The organism is Kribbella sp. NPDC026596, from assembly GCF_040638415.1.
Classification (GTDB): domain Bacteria; phylum Actinomycetota; class Actinomycetes; order Propionibacteriales; family Kribbellaceae; genus Kribbella.
In genome coordinates this window covers 14,317-31,819 of sequence record NZ_JBEZYF010000093.1, presented here as the reverse complement: position 1 = coordinate 31,819, position 17,503 = coordinate 14,317, and the positions used below count along the sequence as shown (strand labels likewise).

The 17,503-nt window shown below is 68.7% G+C and carries 17 protein-coding genes; 11 read left to right on the top strand and 6 right to left on the bottom strand.

Translation table 11 applies throughout. The features are described 5' to 3' along the window. Positions 1-167 precede the first annotated feature (167 nt). Genes AB0E63_RS42335 through AB0E63_RS42325 form a run of 3 tightly spaced genes read left to right on the top strand, consistent with a single transcriptional unit; the run spans position 168 to position 2,572 of the window. Entirely contained in the window at positions 168-1,598 is a 1,431-nt protein-coding gene (locus AB0E63_RS42335) for an NAD-dependent malic enzyme (protein WP_360379319.1), read from the top strand. 13 nt (positions 1,599-1,611) lie between these two features. Further along, on the top strand, positions 1,612-2,007 hold the full coding sequence (locus AB0E63_RS42330) for a VanZ family protein (RefSeq protein WP_360379316.1): 396 nt from the start codon (positions 1,612-1,614) through the stop codon (positions 2,005-2,007). A 7-nt stretch (positions 2,008-2,014) separates the two neighbouring features. Then, entirely contained in the window at positions 2,015-2,572 is a 558-nt protein-coding gene (locus tag AB0E63_RS42325; protein WP_360379314.1) for a YqgE/AlgH family protein, read from the top strand. Positions 2,573-2,609: 37 nt separating this feature from the next. Here the strand turns inward: AB0E63_RS42325 and AB0E63_RS42320 are convergent, their stop codons facing one another. Further along, positions 2,610-2,876, bottom strand: coding sequence for a DUF3039 domain-containing protein (locus tag AB0E63_RS42320; protein WP_360379311.1), 267 nt, complete (start codon positions 2,874-2,876; stop codon positions 2,610-2,612). A gap of 122 nt (positions 2,877-2,998) precedes the next feature. Here AB0E63_RS42320 and AB0E63_RS42315 point away from each other — a divergent pair, with 122 nt between their 5' ends. From AB0E63_RS42315 to AB0E63_RS42305, 3 genes are all read left to right on the top strand, one after another. Then, entirely contained in the window at positions 2,999-3,571 is a 573-nt protein-coding gene (locus tag AB0E63_RS42315) for a Uma2 family endonuclease (protein WP_360379308.1), read from the top strand. 50 nt (positions 3,572-3,621) lie between these two features. Continuing rightward, the gene (locus tag AB0E63_RS42310) at positions 3,622-5,424 is read left to right on the top strand and encodes a DEAD/DEAH box helicase (RefSeq protein WP_360379305.1); all 1,803 of its coding nucleotides are present in this window, start codon (positions 3,622-3,624) and stop codon (positions 5,422-5,424) included. Between the two features lie 239 nt (positions 5,425-5,663). After that, positions 5,664-9,005 carry a CARDB domain-containing protein gene (locus AB0E63_RS42305; RefSeq protein WP_360379303.1) on the top strand — a complete coding sequence of 1,114 codons (3,342 nt, stop codon included), beginning with the start codon at positions 5,664-5,666 and terminating at the stop codon, positions 9,003-9,005. Positions 9,006-9,062: 57 nt separating this feature from the next. Here the strand turns inward: AB0E63_RS42305 and AB0E63_RS42300 are convergent, their stop codons facing one another. Further along, the gene (locus tag AB0E63_RS42300; protein ID WP_360379301.1) at positions 9,063-9,905 is read right to left on the bottom strand and encodes a helix-turn-helix transcriptional regulator; all 843 of its coding nucleotides are present in this window, start codon (positions 9,903-9,905) and stop codon (positions 9,063-9,065) included. A gap of 101 nt (positions 9,906-10,006) precedes the next feature. On the opposite strand from AB0E63_RS42300, the gene AB0E63_RS42295 reads away from it, so the two are divergent. Further along, positions 10,007-10,735: an SDR family oxidoreductase gene (locus AB0E63_RS42295; protein WP_360379299.1), complete on the top strand. Its 729-nt coding sequence runs from the start codon at positions 10,007-10,009 to the stop codon at positions 10,733-10,735. 6 nt (positions 10,736-10,741) lie between these two features. Here the strand turns inward: AB0E63_RS42295 and AB0E63_RS42290 are convergent, their stop codons facing one another. Both AB0E63_RS42290 and AB0E63_RS42285 read right to left on the bottom strand, forming a co-directional pair. After that, on the bottom strand, positions 10,742-11,287 hold the full coding sequence (locus tag AB0E63_RS42290; protein ID WP_360379296.1) for an NUDIX hydrolase family protein: 546 nt from the start codon (positions 11,285-11,287) through the stop codon (positions 10,742-10,744). 47 nt (positions 11,288-11,334) lie between these two features. Then, positions 11,335-12,009: an AraC family transcriptional regulator gene (locus tag AB0E63_RS42285; protein ID WP_360379293.1), complete on the bottom strand. Its 675-nt coding sequence runs from the start codon at positions 12,007-12,009 to the stop codon at positions 11,335-11,337. A gap of 89 nt (positions 12,010-12,098) precedes the next feature. Here AB0E63_RS42285 and AB0E63_RS42280 point away from each other — a divergent pair, with 89 nt between their 5' ends. Both AB0E63_RS42280 and AB0E63_RS42275 read left to right on the top strand, forming a co-directional pair. Beyond that, positions 12,099-12,860: a phytanoyl-CoA dioxygenase family protein gene (locus AB0E63_RS42280; RefSeq protein ID WP_360379290.1), complete on the top strand. Its 762-nt coding sequence runs from the start codon at positions 12,099-12,101 to the stop codon at positions 12,858-12,860. A gap of 61 nt (positions 12,861-12,921) precedes the next feature. Further along, positions 12,922-14,154 carry an MFS transporter gene (locus tag AB0E63_RS42275; RefSeq protein WP_360379288.1) on the top strand — a complete coding sequence of 411 codons (1,233 nt, stop codon included), beginning with the start codon at positions 12,922-12,924 and terminating at the stop codon, positions 14,152-14,154. On the opposite strand, the gene AB0E63_RS42270 is transcribed toward AB0E63_RS42275, so the two are convergent. After that, the gene (locus AB0E63_RS42270; RefSeq protein ID WP_360379285.1) at positions 14,155-14,940 is read right to left on the bottom strand and encodes a hypothetical protein; all 786 of its coding nucleotides are present in this window, start codon (positions 14,938-14,940) and stop codon (positions 14,155-14,157) included. A 55-nt stretch (positions 14,941-14,995) separates the two neighbouring features. Between AB0E63_RS42270 and AB0E63_RS42265 the strand changes: the two genes are divergently transcribed. Next, positions 14,996-15,640, top strand: a complete 645-nt coding sequence (locus tag AB0E63_RS42265) for a helix-turn-helix domain-containing protein (RefSeq protein WP_360379282.1) — start codon at positions 14,996-14,998, stop codon at positions 15,638-15,640. On the opposite strand, the gene AB0E63_RS42260 is transcribed toward AB0E63_RS42265, so the two are convergent. After that, positions 15,637-16,107, bottom strand: coding sequence for an Lrp/AsnC family transcriptional regulator (locus tag AB0E63_RS42260; RefSeq protein WP_360379280.1), 471 nt, complete (start codon positions 16,105-16,107; stop codon positions 15,637-15,639). The two genes, AB0E63_RS42265 and AB0E63_RS42260, sit on opposite strands and share 4 nt — an antisense overlap. Positions 16,108-16,255: 148 nt before the next feature. Here AB0E63_RS42260 and hppD point away from each other — a divergent pair, with 148 nt between their 5' ends. Continuing rightward, complete coding sequence (gene hppD, locus AB0E63_RS42255; RefSeq protein ID WP_360379278.1) at positions 16,256-17,458, top strand: 4-hydroxyphenylpyruvate dioxygenase; 1,203 nt, start codon at positions 16,256-16,258, stop codon at positions 17,456-17,458. Positions 17,459-17,503: the final 45 nt, after the last annotated feature.

Genomic DNA, 17,503 nt, shown 5'->3' with positions numbered 1-17,503 from the left:
CAGCGCCGCGTTGGAGGGCGGGGCACGGAGAACCCCACTCCGAGCCCCGCCCTCCGCCTTGCGCTGCACCCCGCCGAGCACCTGCTCGCTACGGCGCAGAACCTCCAGGTGTGTTCTTTACGTACGGAACCCCCAGGGCTTACCAGTGACATGAGAGGATCACCCGCGTGACTGCCTTGCCGAGTGTTTCGTACTCCATCACCGTTCGCCTCGAGGTGCCCGCGGGTGGCTCGACGGTGAGCAAGCTGACGACCGCGGTCGAGCAGGCCGGCGGTCTGGTCACCGCGCTCGACGTGACCGCGTCCGGCCACGAGCGGCTGCGGATCGACGTCACCTGCGCCGCGGCCGACACCGAGCACGCCGGCCGGTTGGTCGAGGCGATGCGCGCCGTGCCGGGCGTCGAGATCGCCCGGGTCTCGGACCGGACCTTCCTGATGCACCTCGGTGGCAAGATCTCGATGGAGGCCAAGCACCCGATCCGCAACCGCGACGACCTGTCGATGATCTACACGCCGGGTGTGGCGCGGGTCTGCCTGGCGATCGCGGCCAACCCCGAGGACGCGCGCCGGCTGACGATCAAGCGCAACAGTGTCGCGGTGGTCACCGACGGTTCCGCCGTACTGGGGCTGGGCAACATCGGGCCGAAGGCCGCGCTGCCGGTGATGGAGGGCAAGGCGGCGCTGTTCAAGCGGTTCGCCGGGATCGACGCGTGGCCGCTGTGCCTGGACACCCAGGACCCGGAGGCGATCATCCAGGTGGTCAAGGCGATCGCGCCCGGGTTCGCCGGGATCAACCTGGAGGACATCTCCGCCCCGCGCTGCTTCGAGATCGAGGCCCGGCTGCGCGAGGAGCTGGACATCCCGGTCTTCCACGACGACCAGCACGGTACGGCGGTCGTGGTGCTGGCGGCGCTCTTCAACGCCTTGCGGGTGGTCGGCAAGGACATCGGTGAGGTCCGGGTGGTGCTGTCCGGCGCGGGTGCGGCCGGGACCGCGATCCTGAAGTTGCTGATCGAGGCCGGCGTGCGGGACACGATCGTCGCCGACATCGCCGGAGTCATCCACACCGAACGCGACGGGCTGTCGCCGGAGCTGCGCTGGATCGCGGAGAACACCAACGCGGCGAAGTACAGCGGTGACCTGAAGGGTGCGCTGAGCGGGGCGGACGTGTTCATCGGCGTCTCCGCGCCGAACATCCTGAACGGCGCCGACATCGCCACCATGAACAAGGACGCGATCGTCTTCGCGCTGGCCAATCCGGACCCGGAGGTCGACCCGGCCGCGGCGCACGAGCACGCGGCCGTGGTGGCGACCGGGCGCAGCGACTTCCCGAACCAGATCAACAACGTGCTGGTCTTCCCGGGTGTCTTCCGCGGCTTGCTCGACGCGCAGTCGTCGAAGGTGTCGATCCAGATGGAACTGGCCGCTGCAAAGGCGCTGGCCGGTGTCGTCACCGACGACGAGCTGAACGCGGACTACATCGTGCCCAGCGTGTTCCACCCGGAGGTGCACACGATGGTCGCGCACGCTGTCCGCGACGCGGCCGGCGGCAAGGCACCCGCGGCGGAGGTCTTCCCCGACGACTCTCCGTCGCTGTGAGTACGGTGGTTGGGTGACTTCTACGCTGACGGGGCCGACGACCGGGTCGCGGGTGACGGTGTGGGCGTGGCGGATCGCGTTCGTCGTCGCCGTCGCCCTGCAGTTGTACGGCGTCTACGCGCCGCGGGAGGCGGGTCCGCACGTCGGGATCCCGCAGGTCGACAAGATCGCGCACTTCTTCCTGTTCGCGGCCGTCGCGTTCCTCGGGCTGAAGGTCGGGGTGCCGGCGCGCTGGTTGCTGGCGGCACTGGTCGCGAACGCGATCGTCAGCGAGATCGTGCAGCACTATCTGCTGCCCCAGCGCGACGGCGATCCGTTCGACGCGCTCGCCGATCTGACCGGGGTCGCACTGGGGACTTGGCTCGCGTTCCGGGTGCTCCGTAGTACTCGGTTGCGGGGCACGACATGATGGATGCATGACGGCCTCGACCCTGACCGGTGCGCTGCTTGTGGCGACCCCGTTGCTCGACGAGCCGCCCTTCCGTCGGTCGGTGATCCTGCTGCTGGATCACGACGACGACGGCGCGCTCGGGGTGGTCGTGAACCGCGCGGCCGACCTGGCCGTGGACCGGGTGCTCCCGGACTGGTCCACGACGGTGAACGAGCCCGGCGTGCTGTTCATGGGCGGCCCGGTCGGCACCGACAGCGCGCTCGCCGTCGCTGAGGTGATCGAGTCCGCCGACCCGCCGGGCTGGCGGGAGTGTTTCGGGCGGATCGGGCTGATCGACCTGGACGTGCCGCCGGCGTTGCTGGAGGGCGCGATCCAGCGGATGCGCATCTTCGCCGGGTACGCCGGGTGGTCCAGCGGGCAACTCGAGGGCGAGATCACCGAGGGTGCCTGGTACGTCGTCGAGTCGCAACCCGACGACGTGTTCAGCCTGCACCCGGACACCTTGTGGCGCCGGGTACTGCGCCGCCAGAACGACCAGATGGCCTACCTGGCGACGTACCCGGACGATCCCACCCAGAACTGAGGCCGCGCCCCCTGGCACGGCCCCGACCCGACGGGGCCTACTCGCCGCCCTCGTCGTCACCCGGGTTGAGCGAGTCCCAGATCTCCTTGCACTCCGGGCAGACCGGGAACCGCTGCGGGTCCCGGCTCGGCACCCACACCTTGCCGCAGAGCGCGACCACCGGCGTGCCCATCACCATCGCCTCGGTCAGCTTGTCCTTCGGCACGTAGTGCGAGAACCGCTCGTGATCGCCAGGCTCTTGCAGCGACGGCTGCGTCCGCTCATCAACAACCGTCTCGGCGCCAGGGGTCAGCTGAGTACTCATACCCCAGAGTGTAGGACGCCCCACCAGCCAAACCGGGAACTTTTCCACAGCCACCAGATCCCCGGGGGCAACCCGGGGCAGATCACGGCATGTTCTAGGTGTGAGCAACCGAAGGAGGCAACATGACCCTCGTGGAACCGATTCCCACCCCACCGTCCGTGCCCTGGCGGCCGTCCGCACCGCTGACCAGGGACGACCTCGACCGGATGCCCGACGACGGGCACCGCTACGAGCTCATCGACGGGGTGTTGCTGGTGACGCCCGCGCCGTCGTGGCGGCATCAGACCGTCTCAGCGGGGATCTATCGGACACTGTTCGATGCTTGCCCACCGGATCTGCAGGTGCTGTTCGCGCCGTTCGACGTCGTCCTGGCGCAGGACACGATTGTGCAGCCGGACCTGCTCGTTGCGCGCCGCGGCGACTTCACCGAGCACGATCTGCCGGGCCCGCCGCTGCTGGCCGTGGAGGTGCTGTCCCCGAGCACGCGACGGTTCGACCTGATGCTCAAGTGGTCGCGGTACGAGGCTGCGGGGTGCCAGGCGTACTGGGTGGTGGATCCCGACACGCCGAGCCTGATCGTGTGGGAGATGCACGATGGCGCATATGCGCAGGTCGCGAAGGTCACGGGTGAGCAGGAAGCGCGGTTGACGAGTCCGTATGACGTGACGGTGGTCCCGGCGAATCTGTTCTTGTGAGGATCTCGGGTAACGTTCCTGCACGGCCGACAGTCGACTAGCGGGGGAGTATGCCGTCCGTGGATTCGAGCGTGCCAGCTGGACCAGCCGTGCTTCCGCCGGCGTATCCGGATCGCGCCGCCTGGGGGACCGCCAGCAAGTTGCGGGCCTGGCAGGCGGAGGCGCTCAACCAATATCTCGAGAACCAGCCGCGGGACTTCCTGGCCGTGGCGACACCGGGCGCAGGTAAGACGACCTTCGCGCTCACCGTGGCCGCCGAACTGCTGCACCGGCGGTTGATCGAGCGGGTGACGGTGGTGACGCCGACCGAGCACCTGAAGGTCCAGTGGGCCGACGCGGCCGACAAGGCCGGGATCGCGATCGACCCCGCGTTCGCCGGCCGGCGCGGCAAGACGAACAAGGACTTCCAGGGCGTCGCGGTGACGTACGCCGGGATCGCGGTCAACCCGCTGGCCTTCCGGGTCCGGACCGAGCGGTTCAAGACACTGGTGATCCTGGACGAGGTGCACCACGGCGGCGACGCGCTCAGTTGGGGTGACGGTGTCCGGGAGGCGTTCGAGCCCGCGACCCGCCGCCTCTGCCTGACCGGTACGCCGTTCCGCAGCGACGACAACCCGATCCCGTTCGTCACGTACGAGCACGGCGCGGACGGCATCGCGCGGAGCAAGGCGGACTACACCTACGGGTACGGTCACGCGCTGCAGGATCACGTCGTACGTCCGGTGATCTTCATGTCGTACTCCGGTGAGATGCGGTGGCGGACGAAGGCCGGTGACGAGGTCGCGGCGCGGTTGGGTGAGCCATTGACCAAGGACCTCACCGCGCAGGCCCTGCGTACGGCGCTCGACCCGGCCGGCGAGTGGATGCCGGCAGTGCTGGCGGCCGCGGACAAGCGGCTGACCGAGGTCCGGCGGCACATGCCGGACGCCGGCGCCTTGGTCATCTCCGGCGACCAGAACACCGCCCGGGCGTACGCGAAGACCCTGCGCGAGCTGACCGGAGAAGCGCCCACGGTCGTGCTGTCCGACGAGAAGGCGGCGAGCAAGAAGATCGCGAAATTCTCCGAGGGGGACTCGCGGTGGATGGTCGCGGTCCGGATGGTCAGCGAGGGCGTCGACGTGCCGCGGCTCGCGGTCGGGGTCTACGCCACGCCGACCTCGACGCCGCTGTTCTTCGCGCAGGCGGTCGGGCGGTTCGTCCGGGCCCGGAAGCGCGGTGAGACGGCGTCGGTGTTCGTGCCGTCGGTGACGCGGTTGCTGAGCTTCGCCGCCGAGATGGAGGTCGAGCGGGACCACGTGCTCGGGCGGAAGAACAGCAACGAAGACGGTGACATATTCGCGCTCGAGGACGACCTGCTCGCGAAGGCAAACCAGGCCGAGGGCGCCAGCGACGAGCTGGACGCGAAATTCGAGGCGCTCGGGTCGGATGCGAGCTTCGACCGGGTCGTGTTCGACGGCGGCGACTACGGGACCGGTGGCGACCAGGCGTCGGACGAGGAGCTCGACTTTCTCGGCCTGCCCGGGTTGCTGGAGCCCGATCAGGTGCGGGAGCTGCTGCGTGAGCGGCAGGCGAAGTCGATCGCCGCGCAGAAGCGGACCAAGCGGTCGTCGGGCGACGAGCGTGAGGATCCCACGCCGACGGAGCTGGCCACGCACGAGCAGGTCTCCTTGCTGCGCCGCGAGTTGAACGGCCTGGTCGCGGCCTGGCACCACCGCACCGGTCAGCCGCACGGCGTCATCCACAACGACCTCCGCCGCAAACTCGGCGGCCCCGCCGCAGCCCACGCCTCCTCCACTCAGCTGAAGGAGCGGATCGAGCTGGTCCGCGACTGGGCCACCCAACGCCGCGCCTAACCCCAGCCCCGCCCGGCTGCGCCGGGCGGTAGTTGGGGGGGACGGCGCTGACGCGTCCTCACTTGCTCACCACCCCACCCCGCGCAGCGGGGTGGGGTGTTCCTTTGGGTGGCGAACTGTTGACGTAGGGCGAGGGGTGTTGCAACATTCGGCTACCTGTGCTGCAAGAAGTCAGCAAAGTCATGCAATTTCTGTAGCACAGAGTCGTCTCTCCCACCGCCCCGACGGAGGACCCCTCGATGCATCCCACGAATGTCCGGAGACTGCTGCTCGCGCTCGTCCTGGTAGCAGCCGGGCTGCTGCTGCCAGGACACGCGACCGCGGCCGTCACCGCCAACCTCTCCAAGACCCTGTCGGCCGGCAGTTCGCTCGGCGAGTACCCGAGCGGCAACGCCGGCGACGGCAACCAGAACACCTACTGGGAGAGCACCAACAACGCCTTCCCGCAGTGGATCCAGGCCGACCTCGGCGCCGCCACCGACGTCAACCAGGTGACGCTCAAGCTCCCGGCCTCCTGGGGTCCACGGAGTCAGACGCTCACGGTCCAGGGCAGTACGAACGGTTCGTCGTACAGCACGATCGCCGGCAGTACTGCGTACTCCTTCAGCGGGACCAACACGGTCACCATCGACTTCACGAACACCTCGACCCGCTACGTCCGGCTGACCTTCACCGCGAACACCGCCTGGCCGGCCGCCCAACTCTCGGAGTTCGATCTGGGCGGACCTGGTGGCGGGCCCGTCGAACCTCCGACCGGTACCGATCTCGCCACCGGCAAGCCGATCGAGGCGTCGAGCTCGGCCTTCAATTTCATCCCCACGAACGCGAACGACGGCAACGTCGGCACGTACTGGGAGTCCAACGGCTTCCCGTCCACGCTGACCGTCAAGCTCGGCGCGAACGCCGACCTGAGTTCGCTCGTGGTCAAGCTCAACCCCGACCCGGTCTGGGGCCCGCGGACCCAGAGCATCGAGGTCCTCGGCCGTGAGCAGGCGGCCACCGGCTTCACCTCGATCAAGCCGCGGACCGACTACCAGTTCAACCCGAACAGCGGCGGGAATTCGATCACGATCCCGGTCACCGGCCGGTACGCCGACATCCGGCTCCAGTTCGTCACCAACACCGGCGCCCCCGGCGGCCAGGTCGCCGAGTTCCAGGTCTTCGGGACGGCGGCGCCGAACCCGGACCTCGTGGTCACCGCCGTCGACTGGACCCCAGCCGACCCGACCGAGACCACGCCGATCACCCTGCAAGCGACGGTCAAGAACAACGGCTCCGCAGCCGCTCCCGCGAGCAGCCTGAACTTCCTGCTCGGCGGTTCGGTCGCGGGCACCGCGAGCGTCGGCGCTCTCGCCGCCGGTGCCTCGACCACTGTCGCCGCCAACGCCGGAACCTGTGCCCAAGGCAACTACACGGTCGCCGCGGTCGCCGACGCCGGAAACACGGTGACCGAGCAGAGCGAGTCCAACAACACGCTCCAGGCAACCAACCAGCTGCAGGTCGCCCAAGCCGCCGGCCCCGACCTCCAGGTCACCGGCATCACCTCCAACCCGGCCAACCCCGCTGCAGGCACCCAGCTCTCGTTCACCGTTGCCGTCAACAACCGCGGTACAACGACCGCCGCGGCCAGCACGACCCGGGTGACCGTCGGCGGGACCACCCTGAACGGCAGCTCCGGATCGATCGCCGCCGGAGCCACCGCGAACGTCGCGATCTCCGGCACCTGGACCGCCACGAACGGTGGAGCGAACCTGGTCGCGACCGCCGATGCCACCAGCACGGTGGCCGAGATCAACGAGAACAACAACACCCTCACCAGGGCGATCGTGGTCGGCCGCGGTGCCGCCGTACCTTACACGTCGTACGAGGCGGAAGCCGCCGACTACACCGGTACGCTGCTCACGTCCGACACGCTGCGCACCTTCGGTCACACGAACTTCGCCACCGAATCGTCCGGCCGCCAGTCGGTCCGGCTGAACTCGACCGGCCAGTTCGTCGAGTTCACCTCGACCGTGCCGACCAACTCGATCGTGGTCCGCAACTCGATCCCCGACTCGGCCAACGGGCAGGGGCTCGAGGCAACGATCAGCCTGTACGTCGACGGCGCGTTCCAGCAGAAGCTCACGCTGTCGTCGCACAACAGCTGGCTCTACGGCAACAGCGATGGTCCCGAAGCGCTCACCAACACCCCGGGCGGCGACGCCCGCCGGCTCTTCGACGAATCACACGCGCTGCTCGGTACGTCATACCCGGCCGGCACGAAGTTCAAGTTGCAGCGCGACTCCGGCGACACCGCGTCGTTCTACATCATCGACATGGTCGACCTGGAGCAGGTGGCCCCGCAGCTGACCCAACCGGCCGGCTGTACGTCGATCACCCAGTACGGCGCGGTGCCGAACGACGGGATCGACGACGCGGACGCGATCCAGCGGGCCGTCACCGACGACCAGAACGGCGTGATCAGCTGCGTCTGGATCCCGGCCGGCCAGTGGCGGCAGGAGAAGAAGATCCTCACCGACGACCCGCTGAACCGGGGTCAGTACAACCAGGTCGGGATCAGCAACACCACGATCCGCGGCGCGGGCATGTGGTACTCGCAGCTCTACTCGACCATCGAGCCGCAGAACGCCGGCGGCATCAACCACCCGCACGAGGGCAACTTCGGCTTCGACATCGACAAGAACGTGCAACTCTCGGACCTCGCGATCTTCGGGTCCGGCCGGATCCGCGGTGGTGACGGGAACGCCGAGGGTGGTGTCGCGCTGAACGGCCGGTTCGGGCCTGGGACGAAGATCAACAACGTCTGGATCGAGCACTCGAACGTCGGGGTCTGGGTCGGCCGCGACTACGACAACATCCCCGAACTGTGGGGACCGGCCGACGGGCTCGAGTTCAGCGGCATGCGGATCCGGGACACCTACGCCGACGGCATCAACTTCTCCAACGGCACCCGCAACTCCAAGGTGTTCAACTCGTCCTTCCGGACTACCGGTGACGACGCGCTGGCGGTCTGGGCGAACAAGTACGTGAAGGATCAGTCGATCGACATCGGCCACGACAACTCGTTCACGAACAACACCGTCCAGCTGCCGTGGCGGGCCAACGGCATCGCGATCTACGGCGGCTACGGCAACAAGATCGAGAACAACCGGATCTACGACACGATGAACTACCCCGGCATCATGCTGGCGACCGACCACGACCCGTTGCCGTTCTCGGGGACGACCCTGATCGCCAACAACGCGCTCTACCGCTGTGGCGGGGCGTTCTGGAACGAGGATCAGGAGTTCGGTGCGATCACGCTGTTCCCGTCGAACCTGCCGATCCCCGGGGTGACGATTCGTGACACCGAGATCTACGACTCGACGTACGACGGGATCCAGTTCAAGACCGGCGGTGGGGAGATGCCGAACGTTGCCCTGACCAACCTCCGGATCGACAAATCGAACAACGGCTCCGGCATCCTCGCGATGGGCGGCGCTCGCGGCAGCGCCAACCTCAGCAACGTCACCATCACGAACTCCCGCGACGGCGACGTCTTCAAGGAGCCCGGCTCGAGCTTCACCTTCAGCGGCCAGTAGCCGATACCTCCGGGTGTACCTCCCTAGGGCGGTACACCCGGACGTAGTCGAGCTGCATCAGGTTCCGGTTGTCAGCTCCTGCGTGCCGATCACGTCGAGGAGCCGCAGCGCCTGGTCGGAGGGGGAGCCGGGCTCGGCTGTGTACAGCACGACCCGCTGGTCGCGTTCCGGGATGACCAGGACCTCGCAGATCACGTCGATCCGGCCGACCTCCGGATGGAAGATCGTCTGGCACAGGGTCTGCTGCCGGCCCACCTCGTGCCGCGCCCAGATCTCCGCGAACTCCGCGCTCCCAGCGAGCAGATCAGTCACCAGGCGGCCGATCGCCGGGTCGTCCGGGTAGGTGCTGGTCGCCGCCCGCAGGTCGGCGGCCGCCTCTCGGGCAAACTCCCGGGTCGCATCCTCGCCGAACAGCTCTGCCTGCCGGTCGGTCAGGAACCGCAGGCGCAGCAGGTTCCGGTCCCGCGGCGGTAACGCGGAGAAGTCGGTGATCAGGGCCGCCGCGAGCGGGTTCCATGCGAGTACGTCGTACTTCGCGTCCAGCACCAGCCCTGGTACGTCGAGTCGCCCCAGCATCCGCAGTACGCCGGTCCGCACGTCGGCCGGTGGACCCGGCGGCGGACCGGGTTGCTCACCGGCCAGCCGGAACAGGTGATCACGTTCGTCGTCGGACAACCGCAGTGCGCGGGCCAGGCCGGTCAGCACCGGGCGGGACGGGCGCGGACCGCGGCCCTGCTCGAGCCGGGTGTAATAGTCGGTCGACATGGTCGCGAGGCTCGCGACCTCCTCGCGCCGCAACCCGGGCGTTCGCCGTCGCAGTCCCGCGGGCAGGCCTACGTCGGACGGCTGCAACGCCTCCCGCCGTACCCGCAAGAACTCCGCCAGCTGTCCCCGATCCATGCTCCCAGGATCGCAGTCGTGCCGAGGCCCAACCAGGGACTGCCGGTCCCAGCCTCGGCTCGCTCTGCCTCGCGCGGCCGGACCGCACCAGCCTGGACCGCATGAACACGACCAAGATCGCGCTCGTCACGGGCGCCAACAAAGGCATCGGCAAGGAGATCGCACGACAGCTCGGGCAGGCCGGGTTCACCGTGCTGGTGGGCTCGCGGGACCTGGCCCGCGGTGAGCTCGCCGTCAAGGAACTGGTTGCCGAGGGCATCGACGCGATCCGGATCCAGCTGGAGGTGACAGACGAGAAGTCGGTGCGCTCCGCGGCCGAGTGGATCGAAACCGCGTACGGGCGCCTGGACGTGCTGGTGAACAACGCGGCGATCATCCCGGCCGGCGACGACGCGGTGTCGGAGGTGGGGATCGGCGTACTGCGGGAGGCGTTCGAGACCAACGTGCTCGGGCTGGTCTCGGTGACACAGGCGATGCTGCCGCTGCTGTCCCGGGCCGAACGGGCACGCGTCGTCAACATGTCGACGTCGCTGGCGTCGTTCGCCCAGGTCGGCGATCCGGAGTCGCGGATGTCGACCGTACTGACGCTCGGCTACAACTCGTCGAAGGCCGCGGTGAACATGGTCACGGTGATGCTGGCCAACGAGCTGCGCGGCACAGGCATCCTCGTGAACGCGGCCGACCCCGGAAACTGCGCCACCGACATGGGTGGCTGGGACGCGGCGCGCACACCGGAAGAAGGTGCCGCCGTCGCGGTCCGGCTGGCAACCCTCGGGCCAGACGGTCCGACCGGCGAGGTGTACGCCGAGGAGGGCCGGCTGCTCTGGTGAGCCGGGTCAGACGTTGGCGCCGGACCAGGCGAGGGCCTGCTTGAGGAGTTGCCCGCGGCCACCTTCGAGGTCGGCGAGCAGGCTCGGCTGGAGGGCCTCGGCCGGTGTCAGCCAGGTCAGCTCGAGCGCGTCCTGCCGCGGGTCGCACTCACCCGTGACCGGTACGACGTACACGAGAGCGACCGCGTGCTGACGGGGGTCGTGCAGCGGGGTGACGCCGGGAAACGGCAGGTACTCGGCGACCGTGGCCGGCACCAGGGTGGAGGGCAACCGGGGGAACGCGGACGGGCCGAGGTCCTTCTCGATGTTGCGCTGGAGAGCCTCGCGGATCGACTCGCCGTGCAGGACGCGGCCCGACACCAGGGTCCGGGTGATCTCGCCGGTCGCGGCCGAGGTGCGCAGCAGCACCCCGATGTGCTCGATCTGGCCGAGGGTGTCCACCCGGGCCGGGACTGCCTCGACGTACAGGATCGGCACCCGCGAGCGGGTCTCGGCGAGTGCGAACTCGGAGAGCCAGCCGGGGTTCGGGTCAGGCGTGCGCACGGACGTCATGCACACATCTTTGCCTACCGGCTGTAACGCACCCGGTAGCGGCATGCCTACGGCCGGAAGGTCGACCGGTAGCGGGTCGGGCTGAGGCCGAAGGTGGCGCGGAAGCGGCGGGTGGCATGGCTGGGGTCGTGCCACCCGACCATCGCCCCGACGGTCGCGATCGGCAGCTCGGTCTCGATCAGCAGGCCCGCGGCCCGCTCGGCGCGGAGGCGGTTCAGGTAGGCCATCGGGGAGATCCCCGCGGTCCGGCCGAACAACCGGACCAGGTACCCGGGAGCGAGGTTCACCCGCGCGGCCAGCCGGTCCAGCGTCCACGGCTCGTCGATGCTTGCCTCCAGCAAACGCATCGCGTGCTGCACGGCCGGGTGCGTCGCGTACGGCGCCTCACGACCGGGTACGAGCGCACCGGACAGCAACCCGAAGACGTCCGCACCGAGGTAGGCGTTGCGCACCACCAGGCCGTCGCAATCGGTGTACCCGTGCCACTCACCCGGCCGCAACACGACGACCGAGTCGGGCTGCAGCGCCACCTCTCCGGCCGCCGAGACATGGGTGCCTCGACCGGCGACGACGACCGCGATCTCGAAGAACGCGTGACTGTGCGGCGCGACGTCGGCTGCGAGCTCGATCCGCTCGCCGGCCACCGGGAGGCGCTGGTCCGCGAAGACCTCGCTGCTCAGGATGTTGTGCACGACCGCCTCCGGGAGGTCAAGATCGGTCAAGTCTCTGGTCAACCACTGCCTGTCTGCTCACGCCGTTTCAGGCGAGGCTTGAAGCACCTTCCTGCCAGCGGATTCCGAGGAGCAGCCCGATGACTACGACCGACCCTACGGCACCCGTCGTACTCGATGAAGAGAGCATTTCCGCCTACCGCCGGGATGGGGTGGTGCGGATCCAGAACATCATCACCGCCGACGAGGCGGCCCGGTTCCGCGACGCCGCCGTCGCCGCGAGCGAGTCGGCCGACGACTACTCGAAGGGGTCGCCGATCTTCAAGCAGCACGTCAACGTCTGGCGAGACAACGCCGTGCTCCGGGAGCTCACCCTCGACCCACGGCTCGCCGCGGCCGCCGCCGCGCTGGCCGGGGTGGCGGTGCGGATCTGGCACGACCAGCTGCTGATCAAACCGCCGCACAACGGCGCGGCGACCGAGTTCCACCAGGACGCGCCGTACTGGCCGCATGCCGGGTCCCGGGCCTCACTGTCGGCCTGGATCGCGCTGGTCGACGTACCGGTGGAGCGCGGGTGCATGACGTTCATCCCGGGCTCGCAGCATCACCAGGATCTGCGGTCGCAGAATCTCGCCGATCGGGACGACATGTTCCGGGCCGCACCCGACCTGCGCTGGGAGGAGCGGCTGACGATCCCGCTGCGGGCCGGCGACTGCACCTTCCACAACGCCTACCTGGCGCACTCGGCGACGCCGAACCTCACCGACGATGCGCGGATCGCCCACGTCAACATCTACATCGACGCCGCCACCACCTACACCGGCGGCGGCCACGTCGTCACCGACGGTCTCGGGCTGACCGCCGGCGAACCGTTCGACGACCAACACTTCCCGAGGGTCTGATCCGGGCCGACGTTTCCACGTCGTGAGATCTCTGTTCACGACATGACATAAGTTGGTCATCGTGCCTTTGCTGACCGACACGCGCCCGCTCAAGGAGTCACCGGATTTCCGGCGGTTGTGGTTGGGTTCGACGGTCTCGCAGCTCGGGCAGCAGATGACGGCGGTGACCGTGTCGATCCAGGTGTACTCGCTGTCGCACTCGACGTTCGCGGTTGGCCTGGTCGGGTTGTGCTCGCTGGTGCCGCTGATCGTGTTCGGGCTGTACGGCGGGGCGATGGCCGACGCGATCGACCGCCGTACTCTCGCGCTCGTCTCGTCGGCCGGATTGTGGCTGCTCTCGATGATCCTGGTGCTGCAGTCGCAGCTGCAGTGGGGTCAGGTCTGGATCCTGTACGCCGTCGTGGCCTGCCAGTCGGCGTGTTTCGCGGTGAACGGCCCGGCCCGGTCCGCGATCATCCCGCGGCTGATCCGGCCCGAGCTGCTGCCGGCCGCGAACACGCTCAGCCAGGCGTCGTTCAACCTGGGCTTCACGGTCGGGCCGCTGCTGGGCGTGGCGGTGATCGCCTGGCACGGGTTCGCGGCGGCGTACCTGATCGACGTGATCACGTTCACCGCGGCGCTCTACGCGCTGTTCCGGCTGCCTCCGGTGCCGCCGACCGGCCTGGTCCGCCGCGCCGGTCTGCGGTCGGTGCTCGAGGGGTTCACGTTCCTGCGGGCGGCGCCGGCGCTGCTGGCGACGTTCCTCGCGGACATCTTCGCGATGGTGTTCGCCCAGCCCCGGGCGTTGTTCCCGGCGGTGGCGGGCGCGTTCTTCGCCGGCGGAGTCAAGACGGTCGGTGTGCTGCAGGCGGCTCCGGCGCTCGGTGCGTTGCTCGGCGTGGTGTTCTCCGGCTGGGTGAGCCGGGTGCGCCGTCAGGGCGTGGCGATCGTCGTGGCGATCACGGTGTACGCGGCGGCGGTCGGTCTGTTCGGGCTGTCCCGGACGATCTGGCTGGGGGTCGCGCTGCTCGCGTTGTCGGGAGCGGCTGACATGGTGAGTTCGGCGTACCGGAACACCGTGCTGCAGTCCGCCGCGCCGGATGCGATGCGCGGACGGCTGCAGGGTGTCTTCATCGTGGTCGTGGCCGGCGGACCGCGCCTGGGTGACTTCGTCGCGGGTACGGCGGCCTCGCTCACCACCCCGACCATCGCGCTGCTCGGGGGCGCGACCGTCTGCATCGTCGGCCTGCTGATCCTGCTCGCCCGCAACCGCCCGTTCCGCGAGTACGACTCCCAGACCCGCGAGCTCAGCTGATCAGCCGCCGGTCACCAGCTTCTTCAGGACGGTCGGCCAGGAGTCGGCGTCCGGGTGGATCTCCTGCATCGGCTTGTCGTCGACCGTGACGATCTTGCGGTCGCCGAGCGGCTTCTTCAGCTTGACCGCGGTCAGCGAGACGCTGCTCTCCTGCGGGCACGGCGCCGTGCTGTCGACGAGGACGGTGATCTTGTCGTCCGCCTCCTCGACCCTCAGGTCGAGGTTGCAGCTCATCCCGGTGCCGACCAGGAGATCCACGTCGTAGCCGGGGGGATTCTGGATCCACTTCAGGTACTTCGGCTTGTTCTTCTTGACCAGCTGGTACGTCGGCACCGGCTGCTGGGTCTCCTCGAAGGACTTCCCGGAGCCGTCGCCGAAGAAGCTGCCGTAGATCATGTTGATGCACGGGTCCTTGGTGTCCTTCGCGGCGTCCACCGCGCCGAAGGCCTTCGCGGCGGTGTAGCAGCCGTTCGCCTCCCGGTTCAGCGAGACGTTGAAGCCGATCAGTGCGAGCGCTCCGAGCACCAGCGCGACCGCGAGCATCCGCCGCGACTTGACCTGCTGCGGTCCGAGGACGCCGGCCTCCCGCCGGGCCTGTTCCGAGGTCGCCTCCGGGGTCCCTGCCGAGGTCCCTTCCGGCGTCGACGCAGGGTCCACCGGGTGCTGGCGGAACAGCGCCATGATCGAGCTGGTCCACTGCGGATTGATCAGGGTCGGGACGGCGTAGACCAGGATCAGCACGACGATCACGGCGATGGCGGGGAGGAGCGCCCAGTAATTTCGCACGGCAGCAAGATACGGGGCCATCGGGCCGCGCCCGAAAAACGGATACGCTTCGGAGGTGCCCGCCGAGACCTCGCAGACGCTGGACCGGGGACTGACAGTCCTCGAGTTGCTCGCGGACGCCCCGGACGGTCTCTCGATCACCGAACTGGCCGCCGCGCTGCGCGTCAGCCGGACCGTCGTCTACCGCCTCGTAAACACCCTCGAATTGCATCGGCTGGTGCGCCGCGACAGTGAGGGCCGGGCCCGGCTCGGTCTGGCGGTGCTGCACTACAGCCGCCGCGTGCAGCCCACGCTCCGTGACGCCGCGCTGCCGGTACTGCGATCACTCGCCGAGGACACCGGTGCCACCGCGCATCTGACCGTGGCCGACGGTGAGGAGGCGCTCGCGATCGCCGTGATCGAGCCGAGCTGGACCGACTTCCACGTCTCCTACCGGATGGGTTCCAGGCACGCCCTCGACCAGGGTGCCGCGGGGAAGGCGATCCTGGCCGGTCGCCGCAAACCCGACCCGGCCGGCCGGCCGTTCGTGGTCACGTCGGGAGAGTTGCAGGCCGGTGCGCAGGGCGTGTCGTCGCCGGTTCTCGGCGTACCGGGCGTCGAGGCCTCCATCGGTGTCGTCGTCCTCGGCAAACTCGACCGCGACTTCGTCGGCCCCCGCGTAGCCCGAGCCGCAGTAGAAGTAGCCAAACGCCTCGCCTAGTTCTTGGTAGCTGCTTCCACCAGGGGAAGTACGCGGTGGGGGATTTGCTCGGCCAGGGCGATGACGGTGGAGGCGCGTTGGATGCCTCGGACGATGACGACCTGGTCGATCACGCGTTGCAGGTCGGCGTTCGAGCGGGCCACGATCCGGCACCACAGGTCCTCGGCGCCGGTGATCGTGTGCACCTCCAGCACCTCCGGGATCCGGGCCAGCGCCTCGGCGACCGTCGTATGCCCCGACCCCTGCTCGATCTGCAAGGTGGCGAACGCCGTCACCGGATAGCCGATCGCCGTCGTGGCGATGTCAGGACCCCACCCGCGCACCACCCCATCACGCTGCAGCCGGTCCAGCCGCGCCTGCACCGTGCCGCGCGCGACCCCGAGCCGCCGCGACGCCTCGAGCACGCCGACCCGCGGCTCGGCCGCGAACAGCCGCAGGATCCGGGCGTCCAGTGCGTCCACCGACATGCATCCTCCCGCAGTGGTCAGACTGACCAAATAGTCCAGCAGTGGCCCCAGCATACTGAACAACCTGCTCAGTGAAACAAGGAACTGTTGCGCAACCTGCGTCCTCACGACAAGGCTCGGTGCACGAACCCGACCCGGGAGGATCACGATGACCAGCACCGACCTCACCCCCGCAGAGCTCGACGCCGATCTCGACCTCGACCAGCTGAAGCAGCTTGTCGGACTGGTGCCGTACGACGAGAGCACCGACCCGTTCCCGGTCACCGCGATGGACGCGGTGGTCTTCGTGGTCGGCAACGCCACCCAGACCGCGAAGTACTACCAGCTCGCCTTCGGGATGGACCTGGTCGCCTACTCCGGCCCCGAGACGGGCAGCACGGACAGCAAGGCGTTCGTCCTGAAGGCCGGCTCGGCCCGCTTCGTCATCACCGGCGGCGTCAGCCCGAAGAGCCCGCTGCTCGAGCACCACCGCAAGCACGGTGACGGCGTGGCCGACCTCGCGCTGGAGGTGCCGGACGTGGACAAGTGCGTCGAGCACGCCCGCAAGCAGGGCGCCGTCGTACTGGAGGAGCCGAACGACGTCTCCGACGAGCACGGCACGATCCGCCGGGCCGCGATCGCGGCGTACGGCGACACCCGGCACACGCTGATCGACCGGAGCAAGTACGACGGTCCGTACCTGCCCGGGTTCGTGACCGCGACCACCCAGGTGACACGGCCGGAGGGTCACCCGAAGCGGCTGTTCCAGGCGGTCGACCACGTCGTCGGGAACGTCGAACTCGGCAAGATGGACGAGTGGGTCGGTTTCTACAACAAGGTGATGGGCTTCGTGAACATGGCGGAGTTCATCGGTGACGACATCGCCACCGACTACTCCGCGCTGATGAGCAAGGTCGTCGCCAACGGCAACCACCGGGTCAAGTTCCCGCTGAACGAGCCGGCCATCGCGAAGAAGAAGTCGCAGATCGACGAGTTCCTGGAGTTCTACGACGGGGCCGGTGCCCAGCACATCGCGCTGGCGACCAACGACATCCTGCGCACCGTCGACATCATGCGGGCCAACGGGGTGGAGTTCCTGAACACGCCGGACTCCTACTACTCCGACCCGGAGCTGCGAGCGCGGATCGGCCAGGTCCGGGTGCCGATCGAGGAACTGCAGTCCCGCGGCATCCTGGTCGACCGCGACGAGGACGGCTACCTGCTGCAGATCTTCACCGCGCCGATCGGCGACCGGCCGACGGTGTTCTACGAGCTGATCGAACGGCACGGCTCACTCGGCTTCGGCAAGGGCAACTTCAAGGCTCTCTTCGAAGCCATCGAGCGCGAACAAGAGCGCCGCGGCAACCTCTGACCCCCGGTTTGGGGCGGTTAAGCGGTTGCCTTGGGCATCGGGTGG

Excerpts from the sequence above, each read along its gene's own strand:
- AB0E63_RS42300 (WP_360379301.1), bottom strand. The coding sequence starts at position 9,905 with ATGGATCGGGGACAGCTGGCGGAGTTCTTGCGGGTACGGCGGGAGGCG.
- AB0E63_RS42305 (WP_360379303.1), top strand. The coding sequence starts at position 5,664 with ATGCATCCCACGAATGTCCGGAGACTGCTGCTCGCGCTCGTCCTGGTA.
- AB0E63_RS42260 (WP_360379280.1), bottom strand. The coding sequence starts at position 16,107 with ATGTCGGTGGACGCACTGGACGCCCGGATCCTGCGGCTGTTCGCGGCC.
- AB0E63_RS42315 (WP_360379308.1), top strand. The coding sequence starts at position 2,999 with ATGACCCTCGTGGAACCGATTCCCACCCCACCGTCCGTGCCCTGGCGG.
- AB0E63_RS42325 (WP_360379314.1), top strand. The coding sequence starts at position 2,015 with ATGACGGCCTCGACCCTGACCGGTGCGCTGCTTGTGGCGACCCCGTTG.
- AB0E63_RS42310 (WP_360379305.1), top strand. The coding sequence starts at position 3,622 with ATGCCGTCCGTGGATTCGAGCGTGCCAGCTGGACCAGCCGTGCTTCCG.
- AB0E63_RS42320 (WP_360379311.1), bottom strand. The coding sequence starts at position 2,876 with ATGAGTACTCAGCTGACCCCTGGCGCCGAGACGGTTGTTGATGAGCGG.
- hppD (WP_360379278.1), top strand. The coding sequence starts at position 16,256 with ATGACCAGCACCGACCTCACCCCCGCAGAGCTCGACGCCGATCTCGAC.
- AB0E63_RS42295 (WP_360379299.1), top strand. The coding sequence starts at position 10,007 with ATGAACACGACCAAGATCGCGCTCGTCACGGGCGCCAACAAAGGCATC.
- AB0E63_RS42280 (WP_360379290.1), top strand. The coding sequence starts at position 12,099 with ATGACTACGACCGACCCTACGGCACCCGTCGTACTCGATGAAGAGAGC.
- AB0E63_RS42290 (WP_360379296.1), bottom strand. The coding sequence starts at position 11,287 with ATGACGTCCGTGCGCACGCCTGACCCGAACCCCGGCTGGCTCTCCGAG.